Below are 24290 nucleotides of genomic sequence, written 5' to 3'. Positions count from 1 at the left end.
ACGCAAACCTGGATCGCACCCTGGCCCAAACATCACCGATGCTCTCGCACCGCCTGCAGGACACCTCGCTGCGCTATTTCCTGGAAGTCGTCCGCACCGGTTCGCTGACCGACGCGGCGCACCGGCTCAACGTCACCGTGTCCGCGGTGAGCCGCCAGGTGGCGGCCATGGAAGCCTTGCTGGGCGTGCCGCTGTTCGAGCGCCGTCCGCGCGGCATGGTGGCCAGCGCCGCCGGCGAGTTGCTGGCCGCCTATGCGCTGCGCAATGCGCTGGAGGCCGATCGGGTAGTGACGGAGATCGCCGCGCTGCAGGGGTTGCGACGCGGGCGCGTGCGGGTGGCCAGTTCGGCGGGATTCGCCATCGAGTTCCTGCCGCGCGCCATTGCCGACTTCCGCGAGCGCTATCCGGGCTTGCACTTCCATGTGCGCGTGGCCCCGCCGGCGGAGGTCACGGGCATCGTGCTGCATGGCGACGCGGATATCGGCATTACGTACAGCCGGGCCGCCGAGCAAGGGATCCGGGTCGAACACCGCCAGGCGGCGCCGGTGATTGCCATCATGCGGCCCGATCATCCGCTGGCGCGGTTTCGAAGCCTCACGCTGGCGCAGATGCAGCCGTATCCGCTGGCGCTGCCGGAAGGCGACAACACCGTGCGCCAGCTCTTCGACATTGCCTGCGGCGAACGCGGCATCGCCTTCGAGCCGGTGCTGGTGAGCAACCAGTTCGAGACCCTGACCAGCTTCGTGCTGCACGGCGGCGGGCTGTCGATTTCGGGCGGGGTGACGGTGGGCGACCGACTGCGCCGCGGCGAACTGCACGCCGCGACGATCCGTGAACGCGGCATGAGAAGCCGTGCGATTGAACTGCAGTCCCTGGCCGGGCGGACCTTGCCCGATGGCGTGCGGGCCTTCCTCGGCTTCGTGCGTGACCGGCTGGTGGAGGAGGCCGCCCTCGCCGCCTGAGTGCGCCCCGCGCGGCCGGCTTACTTCGCGAACAGCGAGGACATGTCGGCAAACGCCTTCAGCTCCAGCGCGTTGCCCGACGGATCCAGGAAGAACATGGTGGCCTGCTCGCCGACCTCGCCCTTGAAGCGGATATGCGGCTCGATGACGAATTTCACGCCGGCCGCGGCAAGCCGGTCCGCCGCGGCTTGCCAGGCTTCCATCGACAGCACGGCGCCGAAATGGCGTACGGGCACGGCGTGGCCGTCCACGGCACTGGTGCCATGGTGGCCGCATTCCTCGGGCGACAGGTGCGCCACGATCTGGTGGCCATAGAAGTTGAAGTCGATCCACGCGTCCGAACTGCGGCCTTCGGGGCAGCCTAGCAAGGCGCCATAGAACTCGCGCGCGCTGGCAAGATCGTGGACCGGGAAGGCCAGGTGGAACGGGGGAATGACGGCAGTGGTGGCGCTCACGGTTCGGGGGCTCAAGGATGAAAACGTTGGAAGGCGGCTGGCCCAGGCCGGGCCGGCGCCCACAGAGCACAAGTCTATGCATGACGAATGATGATGAAAAGCGATATATTTTCACGCTGAGCCACATCAAAATCGATCAATCAGCATGCTGCGAGAACTACGCACCTTTATCGCGGTCGCCCGGCACGGCACCTTTGCCGGCGCTGGCGCACGGATCGGGCTGACCCAATCGGCGGTCAGCGCGCAGATCCACCGGCTGGAAGAGGAATTGGGTTTTCCGCTGTTCGATCGCACCGGGCGCTCCGCCCGGCTCAATGCCGCCGGCCGGGACACGCTCGGACTCGCCGAGGAACTGGTCGCGCTGTATGAACGGATCGGCCACCGGGGACCCGATGCGCAAGGCGGCATGGTGCGCATCGGCGCCATTGCGTCGGCGCAAGTGACTTTCCTGCCCGATGCCATCGCCCGCTTTCGTGCCGAACTGCCGGGGTGCCGCGTGCGCATGGTGCCGGGCGTCTCGCTGAGCCTGCTGGGCCAGGTCGATGCCGGCGACATCGATATCGCGGTGCTGATCCGGCCGCCCTATGCGCTGCCGGCAGAACTGGACTGGAGCCCGTTGCTGCGCGAGCCGTTCGAGCTGCTGGTGCCGCCGGCCATGGCCCACTGCGACTGGCGCGACGCCATCCAGTCGGCGCCGTTCATCCGCTACGACCGCGGCTCGTTCGGCGGCCGGCTGGTCGACCAGTTCCTGCGCCAGCAGCGCGTGGTGGTGCAGGAAGCGGTCGAACTCGACGAACTGGAAGGTATCGTGCAACTCGTGGCGCGCGGGCTGGGTGTGGGGCTGTCCCCGCGCACGTTTGCCGCGGCACCATGGCCGCCGGGCGTCGTGGCGCTGCCGCTGGGTGCGGACACGTTTTATCGGGAGGTCGGCCTGGTCGAGCGCGCGCCGCACAGCCGCCAGCCCGTCGCCAGCCGGCTCGCGGAGCGCATTGCCGAAGCCGCGCGGGCACTGACCTGATAGCGTTACTGTCCGGCTACCGCCAGAATAGAACCTCTGCGCAAGCCCGACCGGGGGAACGACCTGGCGCGTGCGGGCAACGCAACCGAATCAAAGGACCCAACCATGACCACACAATCCGAAATCGCCATCCTGGCAGGCGGCTGCTTCTGGGGCATGCAAGACCTGCTGCGGCGGTATCCGGGCATACTCGCGACGCGCGTGGGCTACACCGGCGGCGACGTGCCGAACGCCACCTACCGTCACCACGGCACCCACGCGGAAGCCATCGAGATCGTCTTCGATCCCATGCAGATCAGCTATCGCCAGATCCTGGAGTTCTTCTTCCAGATCCACGATCCGACCACGAAGAACCGCCAGGGCAATGACATCGGCACGAGCTATCGGTCTGCCATCTTCTATCGCGACGATGCGCAGAAACAGGTGGCGCAAGACACGATTGCCGATGTCGATGCGTCCGGACTGTGGCCCGGCAAGGTTGTGACCGAGGTCGTGCCCGCGGGCCCGTTCTGGGAAGCCGAGCCGGAACACCAGGACTATCTGGAGCGTTATCCCAACGGCTACACCTGCCATTTCATCCGGCCCGGCTGGAAGCTTCCCAAGCGCGGCTGACGGCACGGCAGTCCGGGGCGGCGCGCCTTCAGGGGGCCGCCGCTCCCGCTCAAAAGGCAATCACCACGCTCACCAGCAGTGAAGCCCACATCAGCGCGGTGGCGAGCCACGCGAGCGAATGCACCAGCACCGGCGTACGGAACTCTCCCACTACGGCCTTGTGTCGTGACATCAGCTGAAGCATCACCATGGCGGGCGCCGCGGCGACACCGTTCAGGACCGCACTCCACACCAGCATTTTCGCGGGCTCAATGGGCAACCAGCACAGCGTGGTGCCGATGAGCATCGTGATGGCGATCACCGCGTAGAAACTCCTGGCCGATAGCGGCTTCTCTTCCAGGCTGCGTCGCCAGCGCAGCGCCTCGGCGGCCGCATAGCCGACGGATCCGGCCAGGACGGGGACGGCGAGCAGGCCGGTTCCGATAATGCCCAGGCTGAACAGCAGCACCGCCCACTTTCCGGCTACCGGCTCCAGCGCCTTTGCCGCGGCTGCCGAACTGTCGATGTCCAGGACGCCGGCCTGATGCAAGGCATACGAAGCGGTGATCATGATGCAAAGCGCGATGGCCGCGGACACGACCATGCCCGCGATGGTGTCCACGTTGATGCGACGGAACTGCTCGCTGGCCTGCTCGGGCGCATCGTGAAGCGGCAACGCGGCACCATCCATCCCTATCTCCTCGACTTCGCTGGCGGCTTGCCAAACGAACAGATAGGGGCTGATGGTGGTGCCCAGCACGGCAACGACTATGGCCAAATAACTGCCGGAGAACTCGAAGCGCGGCCATACCGCTGCCAGGGCGGCTTCGCGCCAGTCGATGTGGAGCAGGAACATCGCTGCGACATACACCAGCAGCGAGAGACTGAGCCATCGGAGATAGTTCGCGTACTTCCGGTACGGGACGAACAGTTGCAGACCCAGGGACACCGCTGCGAAGACCACCGTGTAGAGCCAGCGCGAGCCGCCCGCCACAAGCGCCAGGGCGTCGCCCATGGCCGCCAGGTCCGCGCCGACATTGAGCGTGTTGGCAACGACCAGCAACACCACGAAGCCGTACGCGAGCGGTCGGGACTGATGGCGGCGAATATTGGCCACGACGCCCCGCCCGGAAATGCGGCCCAGCCTGGCGCAGACCAACTGTATGGCGATCATCAGCGGGAGCGTCAACAGCACGCTCCAGAGCAAGCCATTGCCGAACTGCGCGCCGGCCTGGGCGTAGGTAACGATGCCGCTGGGATCATCGTCAGCCGCGCCGGTCACCAGGCCCGGCCCCATGAGCTTGTACCAGGGTACGTTGCCGTCGGGTTTTGTTCCGGCTGCGGCCCCTGCTTCGGCAACCACGCCTGTGTCGGACTTATCCACGATCGGCTCCCCGGTTAGCAACGCTCGCCGTGCCACGGCGCTGGCCCGCACGACGCAGATACCGCGGCAGGAAGCGGCGCACGCCGTCATCGGGAAAGCGCACTTCCACCCACTCCGCCGACACGGCGACCACCGTGCCCGCACCGAAGCGCCGCGCGCGCACCTCGTCGCCCTCGGCGAACGGGGCCGGCGTCGTGCCGGTCGGCACCGCCTGACCGACGTTGATCTGATGCGCCGTGGCCTCTGCGAGGCGCCGGCAACTATCGCAGGTGCCGCAGCGCTCGGGCCCTTCGGTTTCGTCGTAGTACTCCAGCAGCAGCTTCCAGCGACAACGCCCGCTATGCGCATAGTCGAGCATGGCCTGCAGCGTCTCGCGGTCTTCGCGGCTGCGCGCGTCGTAGCGCGCGGCGATGTTCTCGATGTCCCCGGCCTGGCCGTCGCGCAACGAGAACCGACCGTCGCGGCCACGCTTCACGACGCCGAAGTCCGCCAGCATTCTCATGCCCGCCTGCAATCGGCGGGCGCCAATCTGCGGCAGCGCCGTCCGCATTGCCGGCAGGGCCATGGGAGTGCCCCGCAAGGCGGTGGCCATTTGCCGCAGGTCGGAGGCCGCCGGATAGCGGTTGGCCAGGAAGAAATGGTGGATGCGCTTGTCCTTCTCGTCGAAAACCAGCGTACAGCGCGCGGTCCCGCCGTCGCGCCCGGCTCTCCCGGACTCCTGGTAATAGGCATCGAGGCTACCCGGACACTGCGCATGGACGATGAAACGCACGTCGGGTTTGTCGATGCCCATGCCGAAGGCGTTAGTCGCGACCATCACGTCCGCGCGCCCCGCCATGAACGCCTGCTGTGCCTCGCGGCGCTGGGCGGCCGTGCGGCGGCCATGATAGAGCGCCACGCTTTTTCCTGCTTGCTGCAGGTCGCCGTAAAGCTGCTCCGCCAGCGCGACGGTGGCGGTGTAGACGATGCCCGCGCCCCGCCCCGCCGCTACCTGTCGCAGTACGGCCTCCAGCCGTTCGGACTCTCCGGACACATGCTCGACCGAATAGATCAGGTTTGGCCGGAACAGCGGCGCTCGCACGATGCGGGGCTTGCGCATGCGCAGGTGGGTGGCGATGTCCTTGACGACGGCGTCTGTCGCCGTGGCGGTAAGCGCCAGGATGGTCGGTCGCGACAATGCCATGGCGGCATCGCCCAGCCCAAGATAAGCCGTTCGAAAATCGTGTCCCCATTGCGAGATGCAGTGCGCTTCATCCACCACGAACAAGCGGACGTCGTTGCGGCGCACGGCTTCCATGACGGCCTTGTCCTCGAGTTGCTCCGGCGTCGTCAGCAAGATGCGCTCGCGCCCTCTTGCGAGGCTGTCCAGCGCGGCATCCCCTACGGCACTGTTGACCACCGCGGGCGGCAGATCCAGGCGATCCAGCTTGCCTGCCTGGTCCTGCATCAATGCAATGAGCGGTGAAACGACCACGGTGAGTCCTTGCTGCAACAGCGCAGGCAACTGGAAACACAGAGACTTACCGCTGCCGGTCGGCATGATGGCGATCGTATCGTGGCCCTGCAGCACACTGGCAAGGACGTCGGCCTGCCCGGGACGCAGGTGCGTCACGCCAAAGCGGTCGTGCAGGATCTGCATCAGGGCGCGCGGCAACGTCTGTGGCATGGGCGTCGGAGGAAAGCATCTCCCTGAGCCAGCAATATCCGTGCCGCTCGTGCATTGGCTTGCGTCCCTTGCAGGGATTCCGGCGGACCATGGTGCGCCCGTTGGAAAGGCACCCTTTTTGCGTCCGTTCTGTCCCGAACTTACATTTCCGCGCCAGCCGCGCCGTTCGGACTGTCTGCAATGCGCGGATTACGAACATCCCGCGACCATTTCAATTTGTGGGGAATTTCACTAGCCTGATTTCCCTGGGAGGCCTGCGCGAATCACTTTTCCACAGCACGGATACACGCGCACGCATCTCCGCACAACGAAAAAACTGGAGAAGAGATCGTGCGTTCAGTATTTCATCGAGCCAGTCCGGAAAAGGTCGCCGCGAAGGAACTGCAGCAGATGCGCCTCACCCTGTTCCAGTCGGAGCGCCGCCTGCTCAATGCGCAGATGCAGGCGGCTTACTACCGCGATATCGTCGCATTTATGGAGGATGTCGCCTCAAGCGGACTGGAAAGCGTCGTCGACAGGCGCGCTGCGCCGGCGCAACCTGCGCCTGATTTCCCTGACCCGTCCTCGCTCGAATCCGCCACGGTCCCCATTGCCCCCGTCGCGGCGTAATGAGCCTGGCCACGCCACTGCCCGGCCCGGCTACTCAATCGCGCGGAACTGCGCGCAGAGCCGGAACACGTCTTCAGTCAGCGCGATCTGCTTCGCCTTGACGTAGCGCGTCGCGAGTTTCATCAGTTCCTTGATGTCGCGTCCGCTCGCGTTTGGATAGGCAGCGGTCAGGGCCTCCACCAGTGCATCGGACGGAGCCGCGCCGCACTGCTCGGCCTGCAGGCGCCACAGGCGCGCAGCATCGTCCCGGCTCGGGGTCTCGTAGTGGATCGTGGCGATGCAGCGCGACAGGATGGCGTCGTCGACATCGCCGGTGCGGTTCGTGGTCATGAACAGCAGGCCGCTGAAATACTCCAGCGTGCGCAGGAATTCCGCGACGATGGCGTTGTGCTCCAGGTCATTGTCGCGCCGGCGGATATAGACATCGGCCTCGTCGAGCAGGAGCACCGCATTCCAGCGCATGGCACGGCGCAGGATTTCCATGAGCGATGCGCCCACCGAGGCCGCGGTCGTGCCGAGCTGCCCCGAATGCACGCGATACAGCGGCTTGCCTACGACTTCCGCATACACCTCCGCGGTCAGTGTCTTGCCAAGTCCGGGCGCTCCCTGGCAGAGGATGGTCGTACCGCCCGACTTGCCGGGCACGAAGTCCTGAACCAGCACGTCCATGTGCGAGGTCAGGATATCGATCAGGTCGCGATGGTGATCCGGCAGCACCAGCTTGTCGCGCAGTTCGGGCCGGTAGCGGTATTCGGTCAGGTGCTGGACATGCACCCAGACGTTCTGGTGCCACTCCAGGTGGAACAGGTGGACGTAGCCGTGCAGCGGCACTTTCTCGAAGCCGCTGGGGACGCCGGCCCTGCGCCAGAACTCGGCATCGCAGACCACTTCGAAACGGCGTTCGAGCCGTTCCTCGTCGTTGATGCAGCGTGCTGCCGCGCCGTCGCCAAGGCGCGCCAGCGCGACGTTGCCCTTGCCCTCGACGGTGAAGGCGGCTCCCGTCGCGATGAACTGCGCGCCAAAGCGGCGCTGGTAGCGCAAGAAGCGCTGGGCGTGCAACGCGTACTCCTGCCGGAACTCCGCGCACTCCTTGAAGAAGCCGAAGTCCGCGAGCAATTCGGGAATGGTGCGGTCGACGATCTCGTCGCGCGTGATGACGATCGAAGTCGTCATGCCCCCTCTCCGGAGGGTCGGATCGGTCAGGGCCGAGTTGGCGGACTGCATTGTGTTTGCCAGCAGGTCGATGGCGACATACGGCATGCCTTGCTCCGGCTCCACATGGCGGATGCGCAGGACCAGCCACGGCAGCAGCACGCCATCGCGGCCGCGCTGGTACAGCCACCCATCGATGGCATCGCGCGACAGATAGGCGACCAGCCCGGCCACCAGCATCTCCAGACCCGGTATGGTGCGCGCCTGCGGTGCGTTGTAGATGTTGTCGAGCGCCAGCATCTGGAACAGCAGTTCGCGCTCGTTCTGCGCCTTGCTCAGTGTATAGAGCGAACTCAGCGACTGTGCATCGAACAGGCGCGCCGACACCAGCATGTTGCCGTGGCAGAGGCCGTGCTCCCTGAGCTGCCGCGCTAGTGGCGATTCGGCCTCGATCATTGCGAGCAGCGGATGGATCAGGGACTGCGGGATTTCGAAGTTCATGGGTTGCGCTCCGTTAGCGTCGTACCCCCCCGGGCCGCGCAACGGTGCGCTATGCCAGGAAGAAGCGGATGGCCTCGCCGACCACGGCCGGCTGGATGGCATGCGGGCCGTCGAACTCGACATATTCGACCTCGTAGCCGGCCGCCTTCAGCCTGGTGGCATGGGTGCGTCCGCTGGTCTGCACGGGCAATTGCTCGTCGCCCGATCCATGCGCGATGAAGACCCTTGGCGTGCCCTCCTGCATGAACACGGACATGAAGCCGCCCGAAAAGGCGATCATGTGGCTGGCGATATCGCCATTGGTAATGCCGATCGAGAGCGCGTAGCTCGCTCCGTCAGAAAAACCGGCAAACGCGAGCCGGTCGCGACGGATCGGGTAACGCGCCCCGACCGCCGCCAGTGCGTGATGCAGTTGCTGCAGGTCGGGACCGTTGCCGCCAATCACGATGTCCCACGTGGGAAAGGTCGAATGCGGCGCGAGGATGAGGAACTTGTGCGCATCCGCATGGGGTTCGATAAATGGCAGCACCTTCTCCGGAAACCCGCCCGCACCGTGGAACATGATCCACAGCGGCACCGGCGCATCCACCTGGATGCCTTCGGGCACGTACAGGACGGCGTCGCGTTCGCCGGCGATGCCAAGGCGATGGCGCCCCGGCGGCAATGGCAGGTCCGACGGACTGGCGTGCGTAAAGGCCATCCGGCCGAGCAGCGAAGGATCGAACATGGCGCAAACCAAGCAAGGATTACATGGTGATATGTAATATATCACCATGTTGTGCGCAAGGCGACCTTTGGTGGCAGTTGCCGGGGGCGCCATCAATGCGTGAGATCTTGCTGATAAACGACGCGCTGGCCGTCGGCGTTGGCCGCGGCCACCGCTTCGATGGCCGCGCTTTCGGGCAAGGGCCCGGTCAGGCTCAGTTCGATCTGGTCACCGGGCATCGGTCGCGCCATCAGGAGCCGTTCGTGGTGGTGGCAATACAGCGCGAAGCTGACGCCACGGCGCACCGCATGCGTGGCCCCGGCGCAGAAGCGGCCGACGCAAATCGGGCAATTCCAGTGCCAGGCATCCGGCGCGGACTCCGGCGCATGGGCGTAGCACTGGATGAATTGTGATGATGTCGCCATGAAATCCCCGCAGTTTCTCGGGACGAGATGCTCACCAGCGTAGGACAAAGGCGCCGGGGTCGCGGCCCTTTTTCTGCAGGATTTGACCCGATACTATCCCGATGTCTGACCTTGGCGGCACATGCAAGCGAACAGCCCTGCCGCCATCATTGCGGTGTCCGGCCGAGCCGGCACGCACGATCCAGGAAATCGCTGGCATGGCCGGTGCTGCCCGATGCGCCGTCGACGGGCTGATCCACCACCAGGAAGCCGGACGGGCCATCGCGCCGCGGCACATACGTGACGAATACCCCGCGGTCCGCGATGCGTGCCGGCTCGCGAAGGCTCGACCGGACCGCCTCGAAGGCATTGAAGCGCAGCGTGTGGTCGGATGACGGGATCAGCATGGCACGCACCGGCTTGCCCTGGAAGCGGAACTCGCCCCAGCCTTCGCCGGCTTTAGCTGCGTTCTCGGCAACAAACGCGCGCGCGGCCTCGCTGATGCAGTCGAGATGGATGTGAAGCTGGTCCTGGCTGCGCGATGCGCGGGAGTTCACCGCCAGGCCGACCAGGTTGTCGGGTACGGGCTTGCCGATGGCCTGGCTGACGATGTTGCGCGCTTCCCAGCCGAACGCCCACTGGTTCTGGGCCTTGTCATCGTCCCACAGCTTCGGATCGTCCACGCCTGTCACCCTATGGTCCGGGATCACAAGGTAATGGCTGGGGCCGATGGCGTCCTTATAGAGCACCAGACCGCGTTCGCGGTCAACCACGGCGCAGTCGGCATGTCGATCTCGTTCCGGCATCAGGCAGCGTTCCTGCACGTGTTGCCACAGGCTGTCGCGCGTCATGCCCGGCAGCCACAGGTCTTCCTGGCGGCATTGCGCGGTCAGCGCAAGCGTGGAAAGCGCGATCAATGCGGCTCCGGCCATGCCGCGGCGCAGCCACGGACGACGGGAGTCGCGCTTCGGTTCGGGGGGCAATGCAGGCATGGCGGCAATCATCGCATGGCAACGGCATGCAGCCTGAATAGCACCATGCGGTGACGGCACCATGACCAGGCGGCGCCAGCAGGGCGCCTGCGCTAACGGCTAGTAGCGCCCGTATCGGCCGCCGTAGAAAGAGCCGCTGCGCGGATTGGAAATGATGAAGGCGCGGCTTCGCGCCCATGTTTGGGCAGCGAGGAAGACCTCAGGTTCGCGCTGGCTCCAGTCGCTCACCATCAGCGGGTCCGCGCCGTCTTCCGACGTCGGGTAAACCGCAGCCCTGTGCAGGGCTGCCTGTCCGGGAGTGCCCGGCACGGTAATCATACGAATCGTCACGCGCATCAGCGATTGCATCGAAGCCCGATTGAAGAGGATTCTGTAAAGCGATTATGACTGTTGCGTGATGAAATTCAACTACACGTTTTCTCTCCCTTTCCTTGCGGCAGCCCTGACATTCGTCATCGTTCTGTCATGGCTGGCAGCCAGAATGCGCACGTCATTCAAGCAAGGGAGTCAGATGATGCATGCCATCGAAGTGCGCGGCCTGACCAAGTCGTTCCGCGCCGACCGCAAGGCGCTTGACGATGTCACGCTGCATGTCGCGCCCGGCGAAATGGTCGCACTGCTGGGCGCTTCGGGCTCCGGCAAATCTACGCTGCTGCGCCACATCGCCGGCTTTGTTACCGGCGATGCGCGCTGCGGCGAGATCCTCGTGAACGGCCGCACCGTCCAGAGCCAGGGACGTCTCGCGCGCAACGTACGCAGCGTGCGCTCGGAAATCGGTTTTGTGTTTCAGCAGTTCAACCTGGTCGGGCGCTTGCCGGTCATGACCAATGTGCTGGTCGGCATGCTCTCGCGCCTGCCGAAGTGGCGCAGCCTGTTGCGCCTGTTCCGGGCCGACGAAATCCAGGCAGGCCTCGATGCGCTCGCCCAGGTTGGTATAGACGACTATGCGTTCCAGCGGGCCTCGACGCTTTCGGGTGGCCAGCAGCAGCGCGCCGCCATCGCCCGCACGCTGGTGCAGAACGCCCGCGTGATCCTGGCCGACGAGCCGATCGCCTCGCTGGACCCGGAATCGTCGCGCCGCGTGATGTCGTTGCTGTCGCAGATCAACCGCACGCGCCAGGTGGCCGTGGTGGTGTCGCTGCACCAGGTCGACGTGGCCATGCGCTATTGCCCGCGCGTGGTCGCGCTGCGCCATGGCAAGGTCGTCTACGACGGCCCGTCCGCCGCGCTCACGCCTGACATGCTGCGCGATCTGTACGGCACCGAGGCGGAAGAACTGCTGCACGACACCCTGGACCGCGAGCCGGAAAGCTTTCCCGTTGCGGCGCCCGTGCTGGCGCCCATGAATCTCGCGACGGCCTGACGGCGGTCGCGCGTCGCTCTTTTTCCAGACGTACCCAAGACGTTCTCCACATCGAATACCAACCGGAGTCATCCCATGCTTCGCAGAACTTTTCTCGCCGTGGTGGCATCGGGCGTGGTCGCCATGCCCGCTTTTGCGCAGGACGCCAAGACGCTGAACATCGGCTTTATCTCGACGGAGTCGTCGTCGAACCTGAAGTCGGCCTGGCAGCCGCTGATCGATGACCTCGGCAAGTCGCTGGGCGTCACCATCAAGCCGTTCTTTGCCTCGGACTACGCCGGCATCATCGAAGGCATGCGCTTCAACAAGGTGCAGATCGCATGGTTCGGCAACAAGTCCGCCATGGAGGCCGTGGACCGCGCCAACGGCGAAGTCTTCGCCTCGGTGATCGACAAGGACGGCAACCCGGGCTACTGGTCGCTGCTGATCGTCAACAAGGACAGCGACCTCAAGAGCGTGGAAGACGTCATCAAGCGCGGCAAGGAGCTGAGCTATGGTGCCGGCGACCCGAACTCGACCTCGGGCACGGCCGTGCCGGGTTACTACCTGTGGGCCGCCAACAAGGTCGAGCCGAAGACGCTGTTCAAGGCCGTGCGCATCAGCAACCACGAAACCAATCTGCTGTCGGTGCTGAACAAGCAGGTCGACGTGGCTGTCAACAACACCGAGAACTTCGAGCGCTACCGCATCAACACGGGGAAGAACGCGTATGACCAGGTGCGTGTGTTGTGGAAGTCCCCGCTGATCCCGGCGGATCCGCTGGTCTACCGCAAGGACCTGCCGGCCGACATGAAGAAGAAGATCCAGGCCTTCTTCGTCAACTACGGCAAGGGTACCGATGCCGCACGCGAGAAGCAGGTGCTGGCCACGCTGACCTACCAGGGCTTCCGTCCGTCCAGCGACGCGCAACTGGTGCCGATCCGCCAGATTGAACTGGCCAAGGAGAAGGCGCGCATCGAGACCGACACCACGCTGGCCGGCGCCGACAAGCAGAAGCAGCTTGCCGACGTATCGCGCCGCCTGGCCGAACTCGACAAGGCAGTCAGCACGCAGTAACCACCCTGGCGGCTGGCGCGCGCACGTGCCGCCAGCCGCCGCATCTTGTCTCGTCTTCTTGCCACATTGGATTGTCCCCATGACCGCCACCACCCAGCGCGCCCAGCCGCCCTCCCCGAACAGCCAGGCCCGGCCGCCGCGCACGCCGCTTTCCGTGATGCTGATCTGGGCGATCGTGCTGGCCATGCTGGTCCTGTCCTGGAACGGCGCCGACATGCGTCCGCTGGACCTGTTGCGCGATTCCGGCAACATGGCAAAGTTTGCCGCCGATTTCTTCCCGCCTGATTTCCGCGACTGGCGCCACTACCTGGACGAAATGCTCGTGACCGTGCAGATCGCCGTGTGGGGCACGGCCATCGCGGTCTTCATGGCCGTGCCGTTCGGCCTGCTGTGCTCGGCCAATATCGTGCCGGCATGGGTCTACCAGCCGGCGCGCCGCCTCATGGACGCGTGCCGAGCCATCAACGAGATGGTCTTCGCCATGCTGTTCATCGTGGCCGTTGGCCTGGGTCCTTTCGCCGGCGTGCTGGCGCTCTGGATCCACACCACCGGCGTACTGGCCAAGCTTTTCGCCGAGGCCGTCGAGGCCATTGATCCGCGCCCGGTCGAAGGCGTGCGCGCCACCGGTGCGGGGCCGCTCGAAGAGATCGTCTACGGCGTGATTCCGCAGGTGCTGCCGCTATGGCTGTCGTTCGCGCTGTACCGCTTCGAGTCGAACGTGCGTTCGGCTTCGGTGGTGGGCATCGTCGGCGCGGGCGGCATTGGCACCGTGCTGTGGGAAATCATCCGCAGCTTCCAGTACGGGCAGACGTGCGCCGTGATGGTCATTATCATTGTGTTCGTGATCGCGATCGACGTGGTCTCGGCGCAGATCCGCAAAGTGCTGGTCTGACCTCACGAACTCAAGTCCGACCTCTAGCAGAACTCCATGCTGACCCTGCCCCGCATTGAATCCCTGTTTGCCAGCCACGGCACCGCCTACTACGGCGGCGAGGCCATCAGCCAGACCGCGCACGCGCTGCAATGCGCGCAACTGGCCGAACAGGCCGGCGAACCGGAACCGCTGATCGTCGCCGCGCTGCTGCATGACGTCGGCCACCTCATGCTGGCCGAAAGCAGCACCACCGACATGCGGCACCAGGAAGCAGCCGCCGACGCGCTGGCCGGACTCTTTGACGCGTCCGTCACCGAGCCGATCCGCTTGCACGTCGCGGCCAAGCGCTACCTGTGCACGGTGGATGCGGGCTACTTCGGCACGCTGTCGCCGGCGTCGGTCCACAGCCTGGCCCTGCAGGGCGGCCCTTACGACGCGACCCAGGCCGCCACGTTCGCCGCGGGCCCGCATGCCGACGCAGCGGTGCGGCTGCGCCGCTACGACGACCTGGCCAAGGTGGTGGACTTGCCCACGCCTTCGCTCGCCCACTACCTCGAGATGGCCGCACGCTGCACGCGCGCCGCGGCATGAGCGATCCGGCGATGACGCTGCGCGAGGTGCAGGGCAGCGACGAAGAGCTTCAGCAGCTTGCCGCCCTGCTTGCGACCATGGACAACGAGCCGGAACTGCCGCTCGCCACCCTGCGCGAGCGCTTCGCGGCGATGCAGGCGTTCCCGTTCTACCGCTGCTACCTGATGGTCAGTGCGCAAGGCGTGCCGCTGGGCACCTTCAGCCTTCTGCTGTTTCCGGTCATGGTCCACGACGGGCGTCCGGAAGCCATCGTCGAAGGCGTGGTGGTCGCCCCCGCCATGCGCGGCACGGGCATTGGCAAGGCCATGATGCTTGAAGCCATGCGGCTGGCGCGTGAAGCCGGGGCGTGCAAGCTGGCCCTGTCCTCGAGCGCGCGGCGCCTGCGCGCCCATGCGTTCTATCGCGGCCTCGGGTTCACCGAGCACGGCATCAGCTTCAGTACCGCGCTATAAGCGCTCGCCGTTACGCAATCAGACGCCGACCAGGCGCGCGAAGGCTTCCGTCGAATCGGCCAGCGCGCCGCTGTTGTCAATCTCCACCAGCCGGCATTGCGCCGGCACGGCAAAGTCTTCCGTCGCGCGTGCCAGGCGCCGCGCGATCGCCTCTTCCGATTCCCGGCCGCGCTGACGCAGGCGTGCCGCCAGCACTTCCGGCTCGACGCGGACATGGACGGCGCATAGCGCCGGATAGCGCGCCACCGCATGCGGCAGGTACTCGCGCGAGCCGTTGACGATGACCCTCAGGCCCCGCGCCAGCCACGGCTCGATTTCCACGCCGATGCCGTAGTGCAGGCCATGGCTGCGCCAGTGCAACGCCAGGCAGCCCAGGCCGGCCCGGCGCTCGAACTCGCCAGTGGTCAGGGAGACGGAGGCCTCGTTGGCGTCCGCATCACGCGTGATGTAGCGATGGGCCACGACCACCCGGTCATCCGGCCCCAGCCGCGAATGCAGCGCGCGCAGCAGCGAATCCTTGCCGCTGCCTGAAGGTCCCATCACGTAGAACAGGCCGTTGCCGTCGATGCGCACGGGCGGGCTCATGGTTCTAGATAGGCGGCGCCAACGCCGTCCACTACGCCGCCGTCGAAGCGGTAGTGCCTGCCGACGACGAAGTCTTCGCCGGCTTTCGGCTGCACGAAGACGCTCACACCATCAACGTGCAACGGCGTTTGCAGCAGCGTGCGGCAATCGGCGGACAGCCTGGCAAGCGCGGCGCCGGCGTCCTCCGGCGTCAGCATGCCGGTCAGCGTGATATGGAATTTGAAGGTGTCGAAGACATAGGGGTAGCCCCATATCTCCAGCATCTGGCGCTGCGCGGGCGTGAGTTGGTCGGGCTTGCGGCGGGCCAGTTCCTCGGCAGTGGCCGGTGCGCGGAACGGCTCGAAGGCCTGTACGCAGGCATCGGCCAGTTCGTGTGTCGCACGGGCGCCGGCGGTGCTCTCGTCCAGGCACCAGGCCAGGAACCCGCGCAGCGAGCGCAAGACCAGCGGCGCATCGAACGCGGCGTGCTTCTGGGCAAAGGCGCGGGCCGCGGCGTCGAGCATCGGTGCCGACCTGCCCGCGGCCAGCCTGAACGGCGGCTTCAGGGTGGCGTGCAGGCCGTAGTGCGCCGGCGCGTCGATCCATGCCTGCGGCCGGTCCGGATCAGGCAGCGCGGTGCCGGTGTCGGCGTCGCGGCCGAGCCACTGGCTGCCGAAGGCGCGGTACGGTTCGCCGGGGGCGAGGTAGATGGCGTAGCGATGCGCTTGCATGATCAGGCCGCCTTGCTGTCGTTGCCGGCGAACCGGGCATCGGAGATATCGATGACGGGCAGCGGCATGGCGGCGTGCCTGACCTCGCCGCCAACGATCGTTGCGACGACGCGCGGCAGGCTGGGCTGGCGGTCATCGACCACGATCGCGTCGGCGCGCAGGCCCGGGGCCAGCGTGCCGCGATCGCGCAGGCCCGCGGCACGCGCCGGATTGCGCGAGACCAGCTTCCAGGCGGCGGGAAGATCCGCCACACCGAGCTGCACCAGCCGGAACGCGGCCTGCAGCGGCGCCGGATAGTAATAGTCGGACGCGAGCACCGTGCACAGGCCGGCCGATACCATTTCCGTGGCATTGGGCGCGCCGGTGTGGCTGGTGCCACGCACCACGTTGGGCGCGCCGAACACGACATCGTCGCCGAGCTGGCGCGCCAGGCGCGCGGTCTCGACCGTCAGTGGGAACTCGGCAATGTGGCACCCCTGCCGATGGTAGTGCTGCCGCGTGGCGAGGTCCGGGTCGTCATGCGATGCCACGGGCAGCCCAGCGCTGCGGGCTGCCGCAACCAGCCGGGACATCGCGGCCGGCACGTCCTGTGCGTGGCGGCTGGCCGTGCGCAGACGATTGCGGAACGTCTCCATGTCGCACTCCGCGCGCTCCGCGTACTGCAGGACCTTGCGCTCGTCGCCGATGCGGCGGGCCATGGTTGGCAGGTGGTCGTTGATCGCCAGCAGCCCGACGCGCCCCGCCTCCATCCAGGCCAGGGCCGTTTCGACGCCATCGAGGTGATAGGCCTCGAAACGCAGGTGCACCTTGTGCGAGGCACCGAGCACCGGCTCGAGTTGGGCCAGCGCTTCGAACATCCGCAGCGCGTAGGCCTCGCCGCGCAGGCCGCCTTCCCACGACAGCGTCACGCCGTGGAACTCGGTCGTGATGCCGTGCGCGAGCAACTGGCGATCGACGTCGAGCAGCGCGCCCGCATAGGGAAAGCTCACGCCGGGGCGCGGCATCACGGCACGCTCGAAGGCATCGCCATGGAGATCGACGATGCCGGGCAGCACGAGCAGGTCGCCTGCGTCGAGGCAAGTCCCCGCCTGCGGCACCTGTTGCGCCACGCAGCCGTCGCGGAACCCCAGCGTGGCCGGGACGATGCCGCCCGTGCCGAGTACGCGGCGGCTGGTGATCCCCGCAAGCGGGGACGTAGTGGATGGGCTAGTGATAGGCATGGTCGATACGTTAGCGCCGGCACGTGACAGCCAGATGTCTAGACCAATGCTTCAGATCGGGATCGTTCGTGGCCGTCATGAAGGTGCTGCCGATGCGCGTGGCTCGATGGGCTATTCGTTGTCGGAAACGGTGAGCTGCACCCAGTCACCGGCAAAACGGGTCATGCTGTACTGTAATGGCGCGCCGTCGATATCGACGTTCAGCGCTTCCACCTGCAGCACGGGGCGCGTCTTGGGCTGGTTGAGCAACCGCGCAACGGGCGCGGTGGGCATCGATGCGGTGATGCGCGACCATTTGCGCGTGTAGTCGGCAATGCCGAAATGCGCCAGCCCGCGCGAGATCGACAGCTTCTCGCGCACTTGCTCGGCCAGGCCGGGAAAGCGCTTGTTGTCGAAGTAATGGTCGGCGACGTCGATGGTGCGGTCTTCCGCCTTGCCGATCATCTGTACATGCAGGATATCCGCCGTGCGCGGCAGGCCAAGGTGCTTTGCCATGTCGGGCGCACGCATGACGCGGCTGTCCAGGATCTCGATATGGCCGCGCATGCCCTGCGCCGCAAGGTTCTGCGAAAAGCGCGTGCGGCGCCCGATCGCATAATCGATCGCGTGTTCCTGCACGAAGGTGCCGCGGCCCTGCTCGATCCGCACCAGGCCGTTCAGTTCCAGCTCGCCCATGGCGCGGCGGATGGTGTGGCGGTTGACCGCGAAGCGGCTGGCCAGCTCCGGCTCCGGCGGCAGTTGTTCACCGGGGCCATAGAGCTTGTTGCGGATGTCTTCCGCCAGCGCCTCGCCAATCTGGCGCCATACCGCAACGCCGGAACCCCGTTCGACTTCTCGATCAGACATTGTCTTGCCTTGCCCTTTGTCATCAAGCATTCACCGGAGCGGATTCCACTAGAGGGAGGCAAAGACTTCCCCGCACCGATCCGTTCCATCCCCGCAATTGTGCCTCAGCCCCGGCCCGCAACGTTCGGGTCCGAGCATTGGGCGGGTCCGTCACAAAAGCTTCATACCCGTGTGTTCTAGTGTCGCCGTGTTGAGACTGATAACATCTAAACGTATAGACGTATAGGGGTGACGATGAAACACGATACCACGGCGGATGACAACGCAGCCCGCGCTGCGTGGCTGCGCGTCCTGGCGCTGGCACCGCCGGATGTGCTCGATGCGGCCTACGCGCAACTTTCCGCGCAAGGAGCCCTGCCCGCATACCGGCTGCTGCGCAAGCCGGAAGCCGGCATGGCGATGGTGCGCGCCCGTGCCGGCGGTACCGGTGCGCAATTCAACCTGGGCGAAATCTCGGTGACGCGCTGCGCCGTCGTGCTCGAAGGCGGCGCCGACGGCGGCACGGCGGGCGTTGCCTACGTGCAAGGGCGCGGCACGCGCCATGCCGAGCAGGCAGCCGTGCTGGACGCCCTGCTCCAGCGCTCCGACTGGCACCGGCGCGTGCACGACGTGGTGCTCGCGCCGCTCGCCCGGGCTCACGCCGAGCGCGCGGCCAGGCGCGCGGGCGTTGCCGCACAGACGCGCGTGGAGTTTTTCACCATGGTTCGCGGAGAAGACTGACATGCAAACGCTTCAAACAACCTCCGCCGCTGCGAGCGCGGCATTGCTGCCCGGCTTCGGCACCCCGGTCGAAGACGCCCAGCAGGTGTTCCGCCGCGCGCTGGATGCCATGGCACGGCCCGGCACGGTGCAGACGTTGGCGGTGACCAGCGGCGTGCCGGAAGGCCTATCCCCGGCCCAGGCCGCGCTGCTCCTGACACTGGCGGACGCCGACACACCGGTCTGGCTGCCAGCGGGCGTGCCCGCCGCGGTGCGCGCCTTCCTGCGTTTCCACTGCGGCTGCCCGCTGGTTGGCGACGCGGGCGCCGCCACCTTTGTCTGCGTTCCCGCCGGCCACGCCCAGCCGCCGCTGTCCGCTTGCGCGCAGGGCGAGCCCGCCTATCCGGACCGGTCCGCCACGCTCATCGTGGAAGTCGCGTCGCTTGATGACGGTGAAGCGCTGTCGCTGCGCGGCCCTGGCATCGAGACCTCCCGAGCCCTTCGCGTGACGGGCCTGTCCGAGGACTTCCGCACGCAATGGGGCGCCAACCATGCTGCGTTCCCGCTGGGTGTCGACTTGCTGCTGACCAGCGGCGACCAATTCTGCGCGCTGGCCCGCACCACGCAACTGGAGGACTGACATGTACGTAGCCGTCAAAGGGGGCGAACGTGCCATCCTCAATTCCTACCAGATGCTCGATACCTACCGCCGTGGCGACACCGCGCTGCCCGAGCTGACGCTGGCGCAGATCCGCGAGCAGATGCCGCTGGCTGTGTCGCGCGTGATGGCCGAGGGTTCCCTGTACGATCCGCACCTGGCCGCGCTGGCGCTCAAGCAAGCCGCTGGGGATCAGATCGAAGCGATCTTCCTGCTGCGCGCCTACCGCACCACGCTGCCGCGCTTCGGCTACACGCAGGCGGTCGATACGGGCAAGATGCGCCTGGAACGCCGGATTTCGTCGACCTTCAAGGACGTTCCGGGCGGACAGGTACTCGGCCCGACCTACGACTACACGCAGCGCCTGCTGGACTTCTCGCTCGAAGCCGAACGCGATCCGGCGCCGCTGCCACCGTCGCCCCAACCGCTGGCCTCCGACATGCCGCGCGTGACCGCGCTGCTCGAAGCCGATGAACTGGTCGAGGCCGATGCCATCCCTGCCGGCGACCCGGCCCCGCCCGACCTGACCCGCGAACCGCTGACGCTGCCGGCGGGCCGCGCCGCGCGGCTGCAGAACCTGGCACGTGCGGATGAAGGCTTCCTGCTGTCAATGGGCTACTCCACGCAGCGCGGCTACGGCAACTCGCACCCGTTCGCGGCCGAGATCCGCTATGGCACGGCCGAAGTCGAGCTGTTCGTGGAAGAGCTTGGCTTTGCGGTGACGATCGGCGAAGTCGAGCTGACCGAATGCCAGATGGTCAGCCAGTTCACCGGCAACGCCAGCGAGGCCCCGCGCTTCACGCGCGGCTACGGCCTGGTGTTCGGCTACGGCGAACGCAAGGCAATGTCGATGGCGCTGGCCGACCGCGCCATGCGCGCCGGCGAGCTTGGCGAAGCCGCCGACGCGCCGGCCAATGACGTGGAATTCATGCTCTACCACAGCGACAACGTCGAGGCCTCCGGCTTCGTGCAGCACCTGAAGCTGCCCCACTACGTGGACTTCCAGGCCAACCTGGAACTGCTGCGCCGGCTGCGCGCGGAGCAGGAAGCGGCCCGGCCCGATGCGGTGCCTGCCGCAGCTACGTCCGATACCCAGCCTCAGGAGGAGACGCTGGCATGAGTCAGACCAACGCTACCGCAGCGCCGGCCACCCTGGCCCGCGACGACCACTACAACTTCGGCTACCTCGACGAGTCGACCAAGCGCATGCTGCGCCGCGCGCTGCTCAAGGCCGTCGCCATCCCTGGCTACCAGGTGCCGTTCGGCAGCCGCGAAATGCCGCTGCCGTATGGCTGGGGTACGGGAGGCATCCAGGTCACGGCCGCCATCATCGGCACGCAGGACGTGCTCAAGGTGATCGACCAGGGTTCGGACGACACCACCAACGCCATCAATATCCGCCGCTTCTTCGGCCGCGTGACGGGCGTGAAGACCACCGAGCGCACGGCCGAGGCCAGCATCATCCAGACCCGCCACCGTATTCCCGAGTCGCCGTTGCACGCGGGCCAGGTGATGGTGTTCCAGGTGCCGATTCCCGAGCCGCTGCGCTGGCTGGAACCGAGCGAGCGCGAGACCCGCACCATGCATGCGCTGGCCGAGTATGGCTCGATGCACGTCAAGCTGTACGAAGACATTGCCCATCATGGGCATATCGCCACGACCTACGACTATCCCGTAATCGTCAATCAGCGCTACATGATGCGGCCGTCGCCGATTCCCAAGTTCGACAACCCGAAGCTCGATCGCAGCCCCGCGCTGATGCTGTTCGGCGCCGGGCGCGAGAAGCGCGTCTATGCGGTACCGCCGTACACCTCGGTCAGGAGCCTCGATTTCGTCGACCACCCGTTCACGGTCGAGAAGTGGAGCCACTGCTGCGCCCAGTGCGGCGCGACCGACAGCTTCCTCGACGAGATCATTACCGATGACGCTGGCACGCGCATGTTCGTGTGCTCGGACACCGAGTATTGCGGCGACCGCGTCGCCGCGCAGCAGGCTGAAGGAGCCGCACAATGAGCGCCACGCCACTGCTTTCCGTCCGCGGCCTCACGCGCACCTGGGACGGCGTACATGGCTGCCACGACGTGAATTTCGATCTCTACCCCGGCGAAGTGCTGTGCGTGGTAGGCGAATCGGGCTCGGGCAAGAGCACGCTGCTGCAAGCCCTGTCGATGCAGGCGCCGCCGCAGCGCGGCACCGTCAGCTACGACATGCGCGAAAGCGGCCTGACCGACCTGGCCACGCTTTCCAGCGCGCGCATGCGCCTGCTGGCGCGGACCGACTGGGGCTTCGTGCGCCAGCATGCGCGAGACGGGCTGCGCATGCAGGTCAGCGCCGGCGCCAATATCGCTGAACGGCTGATGGCCGTCGGCGAACGCCACTATGGCGACCTGCGCGAGATCGCCGGTGCATGGCTGGAGAAGATGGAAATCGACCTGGCGCGCCTGGACGACGTACCGTCCACGTTCTCGGGCGGCATGCAGCAGCGCCTGCAGATCGCGCGCAACCTGGTCACGCATCCGCGGCTGGTGTTCATGGACGAGCCGACGGCGTCGCTCGATGTCTCGGTGCAGGCGCGCCTGCTGGACCTGCTGCGCCGCCTGGTGACCGATCTCGACCTGGCCGCCATCCTGGTCACGCACGACCTGGCCGTGGCCCGCCTGCTGGCGCATCGCACGCTGGTCATGCAAGGCGGCCGCGTGGTGGAACAAGGCCTGACCGACCAGATCCTCGACGACCCGCAGCATCCGTACACGCAGCTGCTGGTTTCGTCCATCCTGCAGGGCTGACCATGACACAAGCCGAACCCAAGCAAGCCATGATCGAGGTCCGCGGCCTCGGCAAGATGTTCACGCTGCACAACCAGGGCGGCATCCGCCTGCCCGTGCTGCGCGCCATTGATTTCGATGCGGCAGCCGGCGAATGCCTGGTTCTGTCCGGGCCGTCCGGCACCGGCAAGAGCACGCTGCTGCGCTGCCTGTATGGCAACTACCTGGCCACCGAAGGCACGATCCGCCTGCGCGATACCGCTGCGCCGGACGCGCCGTGGGTCATGCTCAGCCATGCGCCCGAACAGGTCATCCTGAAGCTGCGCCGCGACGTGATCGGCTATGTCAGCCAGTTCCTGCGCGCCATCCCGCGCGTGGCGGCGCTCGATGTCGTGGCCGACCCGCTGCAGCAGCGCGGCACCGGCCGCGACGAGGCCCGTGCCCGCGCCGCCGCGCTGCTGGAGCGGCTGAACCTGCCGCGCCGCTTGTGGGATCTGCCCCCGGCCACGTTCTCGGGCGGCGAACAGCAGCGCGTTAACATCGCGCGCGGGCTGATCGGCGGACACCCGATCCTGCTGCTCGACGAGCCGACGGCCTCGCTCGACGCCGACAACCGCGCCGTGGTGGTGGCCCTGATCCGCGAGGCCCTGGCTGAGGGCCGCTGCCTGATCGGCATCTTCCACGACGACGCCGTGCGCGAAGCCGTCGCGACGCGCCTGCTGCCGCTGCAGCCGGCCACGGCCATCGCCTGAATTGCCTGCCTACCGAAACAGGAACCCGAATTGGAACTGGAAATGTCTTCCACCTACCTGACGCACGCCACCCTGGTCTTGCCCGACCGCGTGTTGCATGACAGCGCGCTGCTGATCGAGCATGGCCGCATTGCCGCCATCGAGCCTGCACCGCATGCCGTGCCCGCCTCCGCACAGGTCGTCGACCTGCATGGCCACACCGTGATGCCCGGCCTGATCGACGTCCACTCCGATGCCATCGAGAAAGAAGCCGAGCCACGCGCTGGCGTGATGTTCCCGCTGGACTTTGCCGTGGCCCAGGTCGACCGCCGCAATGCAGCGGCCGGTATCACCACGCCGTACCACGCGCTGTCGTTCGCCAGCAACCAGTTCGGCGTGCGCAACAACGAGACCGCTTCCACGCTGGTGCGCGCCGTCGCTGCGTACCGCCGCCACAGCCTGGTCGACAACCGCATCCATTGCCGCTACGAGGTGACTGATGCCTCCGCCGTGCCAGTGCTTGAAGCGCTGATGGCGGAAGGCGTGGTTGACCTGCTCTCGGTCATGGACCATTCGCCCGGACAAGGCCAGTTCAAGACGCTGGACGCCTACCTGTCGTACATGATGGGCAACCACGGCATGAGCCGCGACGAAGCCGTCGACGCCGCGCAAAGGAAAGCCGCGCAGCTCGAAGGCGCCAATGAGCGCGTGCAGCGCCTGCTGGCGGGGGCGCAGGGCCTGCAGATCCCGACCGCCAGCCACGATGACGATTCACCGCAGCGCATTGCCGCCATGCATGCGCTGGGCGTGCGCATGAGCGAGTTCCCGATCAATGTCGAAACCGCGCAAGCAGCGGCAGATCGAGCGCTGCCGACGATCCTGGGGGCACCCAATGTGTTGCGCGGCCAGAGCCAGAGCGGTTCGATGCGCGCGATCGATGCCATCCATGCCGGCGTCGGCCATATCCTTTGTTCGGATTACCAGCCATCGACCCTGATCGCCGCGGCCTTCGCCGCGGCGCAACAGGCGGAACTGCCGCTGAACGAAGCGCTCGCGCTGGTCACGTCCAATCCGGCCGATGCCTGCCTGCTGAACGACCGCGGCCGGCTGCTGGCGGGCGGGCGCGCCGACGTCATCGCCGTGGCGGCCATCGCCGGCCAGCCGCTGGTGACGCATACCTGGTGCGCCGGCCGGCTGGTGTTTTCGGCTGGCTATCCGGCGGTGCAGCATGCGCGCGCGCACGCGCCGGTGGCGGTGCCACACACGGCCGAGCGCGAGATTGCCTGACGTGGCGCGGCTA

28 protein-coding genes are annotated in these 24290 nt (G+C 66.7%); 16 read left to right on the top strand and 12 right to left on the bottom strand.

Going from position 1 to position 24290, the window contains the following annotated elements; all coding sequences use genetic code 11:
* Positions 1-38: 38 nt before the first annotated feature.
* Entirely contained in the window at positions 39-962 is a 924-nt protein-coding gene (locus ACIGJC_RS22110; protein ID WP_483714327.1) for a LysR family transcriptional regulator, read from the top strand.
* A 20-nt stretch (positions 963-982) separates the two neighbouring features.
* Here the strand turns inward: ACIGJC_RS22110 and ACIGJC_RS22105 are convergent, their stop codons facing one another.
* Positions 983-1417, bottom strand: coding sequence for a VOC family protein (locus ACIGJC_RS22105; RefSeq protein ID WP_483714326.1), 435 nt, complete (start codon positions 1415-1417; stop codon positions 983-985).
* A gap of 145 nt (positions 1418-1562) precedes the next feature.
* Here ACIGJC_RS22105 and ACIGJC_RS22100 point away from each other — a divergent pair, with 145 nt between their 5' ends.
* The gene (locus ACIGJC_RS22100; protein ID WP_483714325.1) at positions 1563-2435 is read left to right on the top strand and encodes a LysR family transcriptional regulator; all 873 of its coding nucleotides are present in this window, start codon (positions 1563-1565) and stop codon (positions 2433-2435) included.
* A 105-nt stretch (positions 2436-2540) separates the two neighbouring features.
* Complete coding sequence (gene msrA / locus ACIGJC_RS22095) at positions 2541-3047, top strand: peptide-methionine (S)-S-oxide reductase MsrA (RefSeq protein WP_483714324.1); 507 nt, start codon at positions 2541-2543, stop codon at positions 3045-3047.
* A 49-nt stretch (positions 3048-3096) separates the two neighbouring features.
* On the opposite strand, the gene ACIGJC_RS22090 is transcribed toward msrA, so the two are convergent.
* Together ACIGJC_RS22090 and ACIGJC_RS22085 are read right to left on the bottom strand one after the other, a co-directional pair.
* A complete protein-coding gene (locus ACIGJC_RS22090) occupies positions 3097-4410 on the bottom strand; it encodes an Nramp family divalent metal transporter (protein ID WP_483714323.1) in 1314 nt (437 codons plus the stop codon).
* Positions 4403-6076, bottom strand: a complete 1674-nt coding sequence (locus ACIGJC_RS22085; RefSeq protein ID WP_483714322.1) for a RecQ family ATP-dependent DNA helicase — start codon at positions 6074-6076, stop codon at positions 4403-4405. Before ACIGJC_RS22085 ends, ACIGJC_RS22090 begins: the two co-directional genes overlap by 8 nt.
* Positions 6077-6466: 390 nt before the next feature.
* On the opposite strand from ACIGJC_RS22085, the gene ACIGJC_RS22080 reads away from it, so the two are divergent.
* Positions 6467-6685 (top strand): hypothetical protein, encoded by a 219-nt coding sequence (locus tag ACIGJC_RS22080; protein ID WP_483714321.1) that lies wholly within the window; start codon positions 6467-6469, stop codon positions 6683-6685.
* A 30-nt stretch (positions 6686-6715) separates the two neighbouring features.
* On the opposite strand, the gene ACIGJC_RS22075 is transcribed toward ACIGJC_RS22080, so the two are convergent.
* The 5 genes from ACIGJC_RS22075 to ACIGJC_RS22055 all read right to left on the bottom strand — a co-directional run bounded on the left by ACIGJC_RS22075 (position 6716) and on the right by ACIGJC_RS22055 (position 10788).
* Entirely contained in the window at positions 6716-8338 is a 1623-nt protein-coding gene (locus ACIGJC_RS22075; RefSeq protein WP_483714320.1) for an AAA family ATPase, read from the bottom strand.
* Positions 8339-8387: 49 nt separating this feature from the next.
* Positions 8388-9065 carry an alpha/beta hydrolase gene (locus ACIGJC_RS22070; protein ID WP_483714318.1) on the bottom strand — a complete coding sequence of 226 codons (678 nt, stop codon included), beginning with the start codon at positions 9063-9065 and terminating at the stop codon, positions 8388-8390.
* Positions 9066-9157: 92 nt separating this feature from the next.
* Entirely contained in the window at positions 9158-9469 is a 312-nt protein-coding gene (locus ACIGJC_RS22065; protein ID WP_483714317.1) for a hypothetical protein, read from the bottom strand.
* A gap of 146 nt (positions 9470-9615) precedes the next feature.
* Positions 9616-10440: a CDP-diacylglycerol diphosphatase gene (locus tag ACIGJC_RS22060; RefSeq protein ID WP_483714315.1), complete on the bottom strand. Its 825-nt coding sequence runs from the start codon at positions 10438-10440 to the stop codon at positions 9616-9618.
* A gap of 99 nt (positions 10441-10539) precedes the next feature.
* Positions 10540-10788, bottom strand: coding sequence for a CDP-diacylglycerol pyrophosphatase (locus tag ACIGJC_RS22055; RefSeq protein ID WP_483714314.1), 249 nt, complete (start codon positions 10786-10788; stop codon positions 10540-10542).
* A 163-nt stretch (positions 10789-10951) separates the two neighbouring features.
* On the opposite strand from ACIGJC_RS22055, the gene phnC reads away from it, so the two are divergent.
* The 5 genes from phnC (at position 10952) to ACIGJC_RS22030 (ending at position 14776) form a co-directional block, all read left to right on the top strand.
* Positions 10952-11803, top strand: a complete 852-nt coding sequence (phnC, locus tag ACIGJC_RS22050; RefSeq protein ID WP_483714313.1) for a phosphonate ABC transporter ATP-binding protein — start codon at positions 10952-10954, stop codon at positions 11801-11803.
* Positions 11804-11878: 75 nt separating this feature from the next.
* Positions 11879-12859 (top strand): phosphonate ABC transporter substrate-binding protein, encoded by a 981-nt coding sequence (gene phnD / locus ACIGJC_RS22045; RefSeq protein WP_483714312.1) that lies wholly within the window; start codon positions 11879-11881, stop codon positions 12857-12859.
* Between the two features lie 79 nt (positions 12860-12938).
* On the top strand, positions 12939-13751 hold the full coding sequence (gene phnE / locus ACIGJC_RS22040; protein ID WP_483714311.1) for a phosphonate ABC transporter, permease protein PhnE: 813 nt from the start codon (positions 12939-12941) through the stop codon (positions 13749-13751).
* A 36-nt stretch (positions 13752-13787) separates the two neighbouring features.
* Entirely contained in the window at positions 13788-14324 is a 537-nt protein-coding gene (locus tag ACIGJC_RS22035) for a phosphonate degradation HD-domain oxygenase (RefSeq protein ID WP_483714310.1), read from the top strand.
* Positions 14321-14776, top strand: a complete 456-nt coding sequence (locus tag ACIGJC_RS22030) for a GNAT family N-acetyltransferase (RefSeq protein ID WP_483714309.1) — start codon at positions 14321-14323, stop codon at positions 14774-14776. The genes ACIGJC_RS22035 and ACIGJC_RS22030 overlap by 4 nt, the downstream gene beginning before the upstream one ends.
* An 18-nt stretch (positions 14777-14794) precedes the next feature.
* Here ACIGJC_RS22030 and phnN read toward each other — a convergent pair whose 3' ends face one another.
* The 4 genes from phnN to phnF all read right to left on the bottom strand — a co-directional run bounded on the left by phnN (position 14795) and on the right by phnF (position 18137).
* On the bottom strand, positions 14795-15361 hold the full coding sequence (gene phnN, locus ACIGJC_RS22025; RefSeq protein ID WP_483714308.1) for a phosphonate metabolism protein/1,5-bisphosphokinase (PRPP-forming) PhnN: 567 nt from the start codon (positions 15359-15361) through the stop codon (positions 14795-14797).
* Positions 15358-16077 carry a DUF1045 domain-containing protein gene (locus ACIGJC_RS22020; RefSeq protein ID WP_483714503.1) on the bottom strand — a complete coding sequence of 240 codons (720 nt, stop codon included), beginning with the start codon at positions 16075-16077 and terminating at the stop codon, positions 15358-15360. Before ACIGJC_RS22020 ends, phnN begins: the two co-directional genes overlap by 4 nt.
* A complete protein-coding gene (locus ACIGJC_RS22015) occupies positions 16074-17291 on the bottom strand; it encodes an alpha-D-ribose 1-methylphosphonate 5-triphosphate diphosphatase (RefSeq protein WP_483714307.1) in 1218 nt (405 codons plus the stop codon). Before ACIGJC_RS22015 ends, ACIGJC_RS22020 begins: the two co-directional genes overlap by 4 nt.
* Before the next feature lie 111 nt (positions 17292-17402).
* Positions 17403-18137 carry a phosphonate metabolism transcriptional regulator PhnF gene (gene phnF, locus ACIGJC_RS22010; RefSeq protein ID WP_483714306.1) on the bottom strand — a complete coding sequence of 245 codons (735 nt, stop codon included), beginning with the start codon at positions 18135-18137 and terminating at the stop codon, positions 17403-17405.
* Positions 18138-18371: 234 nt separating this feature from the next.
* On the opposite strand from phnF, the gene phnG reads away from it, so the two are divergent.
* The 7 genes from phnG to ACIGJC_RS21975 are packed head-to-tail and all read left to right on the top strand — an operon-like array spanning position 18372 to position 24277.
* Positions 18372-18857, top strand: a complete 486-nt coding sequence (gene phnG / locus ACIGJC_RS22005) for a phosphonate C-P lyase system protein PhnG (protein WP_483714304.1) — start codon at positions 18372-18374, stop codon at positions 18855-18857.
* A 1-nt stretch (position 18858) separates the two neighbouring features.
* A complete protein-coding gene (phnH, locus tag ACIGJC_RS22000) occupies positions 18859-19476 on the top strand; it encodes a phosphonate C-P lyase system protein PhnH (protein WP_483714303.1) in 618 nt (205 codons plus the stop codon).
* A 1-nt stretch (position 19477) separates the two neighbouring features.
* On the top strand, positions 19478-20614 hold the full coding sequence (locus ACIGJC_RS21995) for a carbon-phosphorus lyase complex subunit (protein WP_483714301.1): 1137 nt from the start codon (positions 19478-19480) through the stop codon (positions 20612-20614).
* Positions 20611-21507 carry an alpha-D-ribose 1-methylphosphonate 5-phosphate C-P-lyase PhnJ gene (locus ACIGJC_RS21990; RefSeq protein ID WP_483714300.1) on the top strand — a complete coding sequence of 299 codons (897 nt, stop codon included), beginning with the start codon at positions 20611-20613 and terminating at the stop codon, positions 21505-21507. Before ACIGJC_RS21995 ends, ACIGJC_RS21990 begins: the two co-directional genes overlap by 4 nt.
* A complete protein-coding gene (gene phnK, locus ACIGJC_RS21985) occupies positions 21504-22280 on the top strand; it encodes a phosphonate C-P lyase system protein PhnK (RefSeq protein ID WP_483714299.1) in 777 nt (258 codons plus the stop codon). Before ACIGJC_RS21990 ends, phnK begins: the two co-directional genes overlap by 4 nt.
* 2 nt (positions 22281-22282) lie before the next feature.
* Entirely contained in the window at positions 22283-23011 is a 729-nt protein-coding gene (gene phnL, locus ACIGJC_RS21980) for a phosphonate C-P lyase system protein PhnL (protein ID WP_483714298.1), read from the top strand.
* Between the two features lie 42 nt (positions 23012-23053).
* Positions 23054-24277 carry an alpha-D-ribose 1-methylphosphonate 5-triphosphate diphosphatase gene (locus ACIGJC_RS21975; RefSeq protein ID WP_483714297.1) on the top strand — a complete coding sequence of 408 codons (1224 nt, stop codon included), beginning with the start codon at positions 23054-23056 and terminating at the stop codon, positions 24275-24277.
* Positions 24278-24290 lie beyond the last annotated feature (13 nt).

This window comes from Cupriavidus sp. C3SS-1 (assembly GCF_057073755.1).
This window is presented reverse-complemented; position numbering and strand designations above follow the sequence as displayed.

Coding starts and splice junctions, on each gene's coding strand:
- ACIGJC_RS21990 (WP_483714300.1), top strand. CDS start 20,611: ATGAGTCAGACCAACGCTACCGCAGCGCCGGCCACCCTGGCCCGCGAC.
- ACIGJC_RS22030 (WP_483714309.1), top strand. CDS start 14,321: ATGAGCGATCCGGCGATGACGCTGCGCGAGGTGCAGGGCAGCGACGAA.
- ACIGJC_RS22055 (WP_483714314.1), bottom strand. CDS start 10,788: ATGCAATCGCTGATGCGCGTGACGATTCGTATGATTACCGTGCCGGGC.
- ACIGJC_RS22035 (WP_483714310.1), top strand. CDS start 13,788: ATGCTGACCCTGCCCCGCATTGAATCCCTGTTTGCCAGCCACGGCACC.
- ACIGJC_RS22070 (WP_483714318.1), bottom strand. CDS start 9,065: ATGTTCGATCCTTCGCTGCTCGGCCGGATGGCCTTTACGCACGCCAGT.
- phnK (WP_483714299.1), top strand. CDS start 21,504: ATGAGCGCCACGCCACTGCTTTCCGTCCGCGGCCTCACGCGCACCTGG.
- phnN (WP_483714308.1), bottom strand. CDS start 15,361: ATGAGCCCGCCCGTGCGCATCGACGGCAACGGCCTGTTCTACGTGATG.
- ACIGJC_RS21975 (WP_483714297.1), top strand. CDS start 23,054: ATGTCTTCCACCTACCTGACGCACGCCACCCTGGTCTTGCCCGACCGC.
- ACIGJC_RS21995 (WP_483714301.1), top strand. CDS start 19,478: ATGTACGTAGCCGTCAAAGGGGGCGAACGTGCCATCCTCAATTCCTAC.
- phnL (WP_483714298.1), top strand. CDS start 22,283: ATGACACAAGCCGAACCCAAGCAAGCCATGATCGAGGTCCGCGGCCTC.
- phnC (WP_483714313.1), top strand. CDS start 10,952: ATGATGCATGCCATCGAAGTGCGCGGCCTGACCAAGTCGTTCCGCGCC.
- ACIGJC_RS22080 (WP_483714321.1), top strand. CDS start 6,467: ATGCGCCTCACCCTGTTCCAGTCGGAGCGCCGCCTGCTCAATGCGCAG.
- msrA (WP_483714324.1), top strand. CDS start 2,541: ATGACCACACAATCCGAAATCGCCATCCTGGCAGGCGGCTGCTTCTGG.
- ACIGJC_RS22085 (WP_483714322.1), bottom strand. CDS start 6,076: ATGCCACAGACGTTGCCGCGCGCCCTGATGCAGATCCTGCACGACCGC.
- ACIGJC_RS22060 (WP_483714315.1), bottom strand. CDS start 10,440: ATGCCTGCATTGCCCCCCGAACCGAAGCGCGACTCCCGTCGTCCGTGG.
- phnD (WP_483714312.1), top strand. CDS start 11,879: ATGCTTCGCAGAACTTTTCTCGCCGTGGTGGCATCGGGCGTGGTCGCC.
- phnG (WP_483714304.1), top strand. CDS start 18,372: ATGAAACACGATACCACGGCGGATGACAACGCAGCCCGCGCTGCGTGG.
- phnH (WP_483714303.1), top strand. CDS start 18,859: ATGCAAACGCTTCAAACAACCTCCGCCGCTGCGAGCGCGGCATTGCTG.
- phnF (WP_483714306.1), bottom strand. CDS start 18,137: ATGTCTGATCGAGAAGTCGAACGGGGTTCCGGCGTTGCGGTATGGCGC.
- ACIGJC_RS22110 (WP_483714327.1), top strand. CDS start 39: ATGCTCTCGCACCGCCTGCAGGACACCTCGCTGCGCTATTTCCTGGAA.
- ACIGJC_RS22015 (WP_483714307.1), bottom strand. CDS start 17,291: ATGCCTATCACTAGCCCATCCACTACGTCCCCGCTTGCGGGGATCACC.
- ACIGJC_RS22100 (WP_483714325.1), top strand. CDS start 1,563: ATGCTGCGAGAACTACGCACCTTTATCGCGGTCGCCCGGCACGGCACC.
- ACIGJC_RS22065 (WP_483714317.1), bottom strand. CDS start 9,469: ATGGCGACATCATCACAATTCATCCAGTGCTACGCCCATGCGCCGGAG.
- phnE (WP_483714311.1), top strand. CDS start 12,939: ATGACCGCCACCACCCAGCGCGCCCAGCCGCCCTCCCCGAACAGCCAG.
- ACIGJC_RS22075 (WP_483714320.1), bottom strand. CDS start 8,338: ATGAACTTCGAAATCCCGCAGTCCCTGATCCATCCGCTGCTCGCAATG.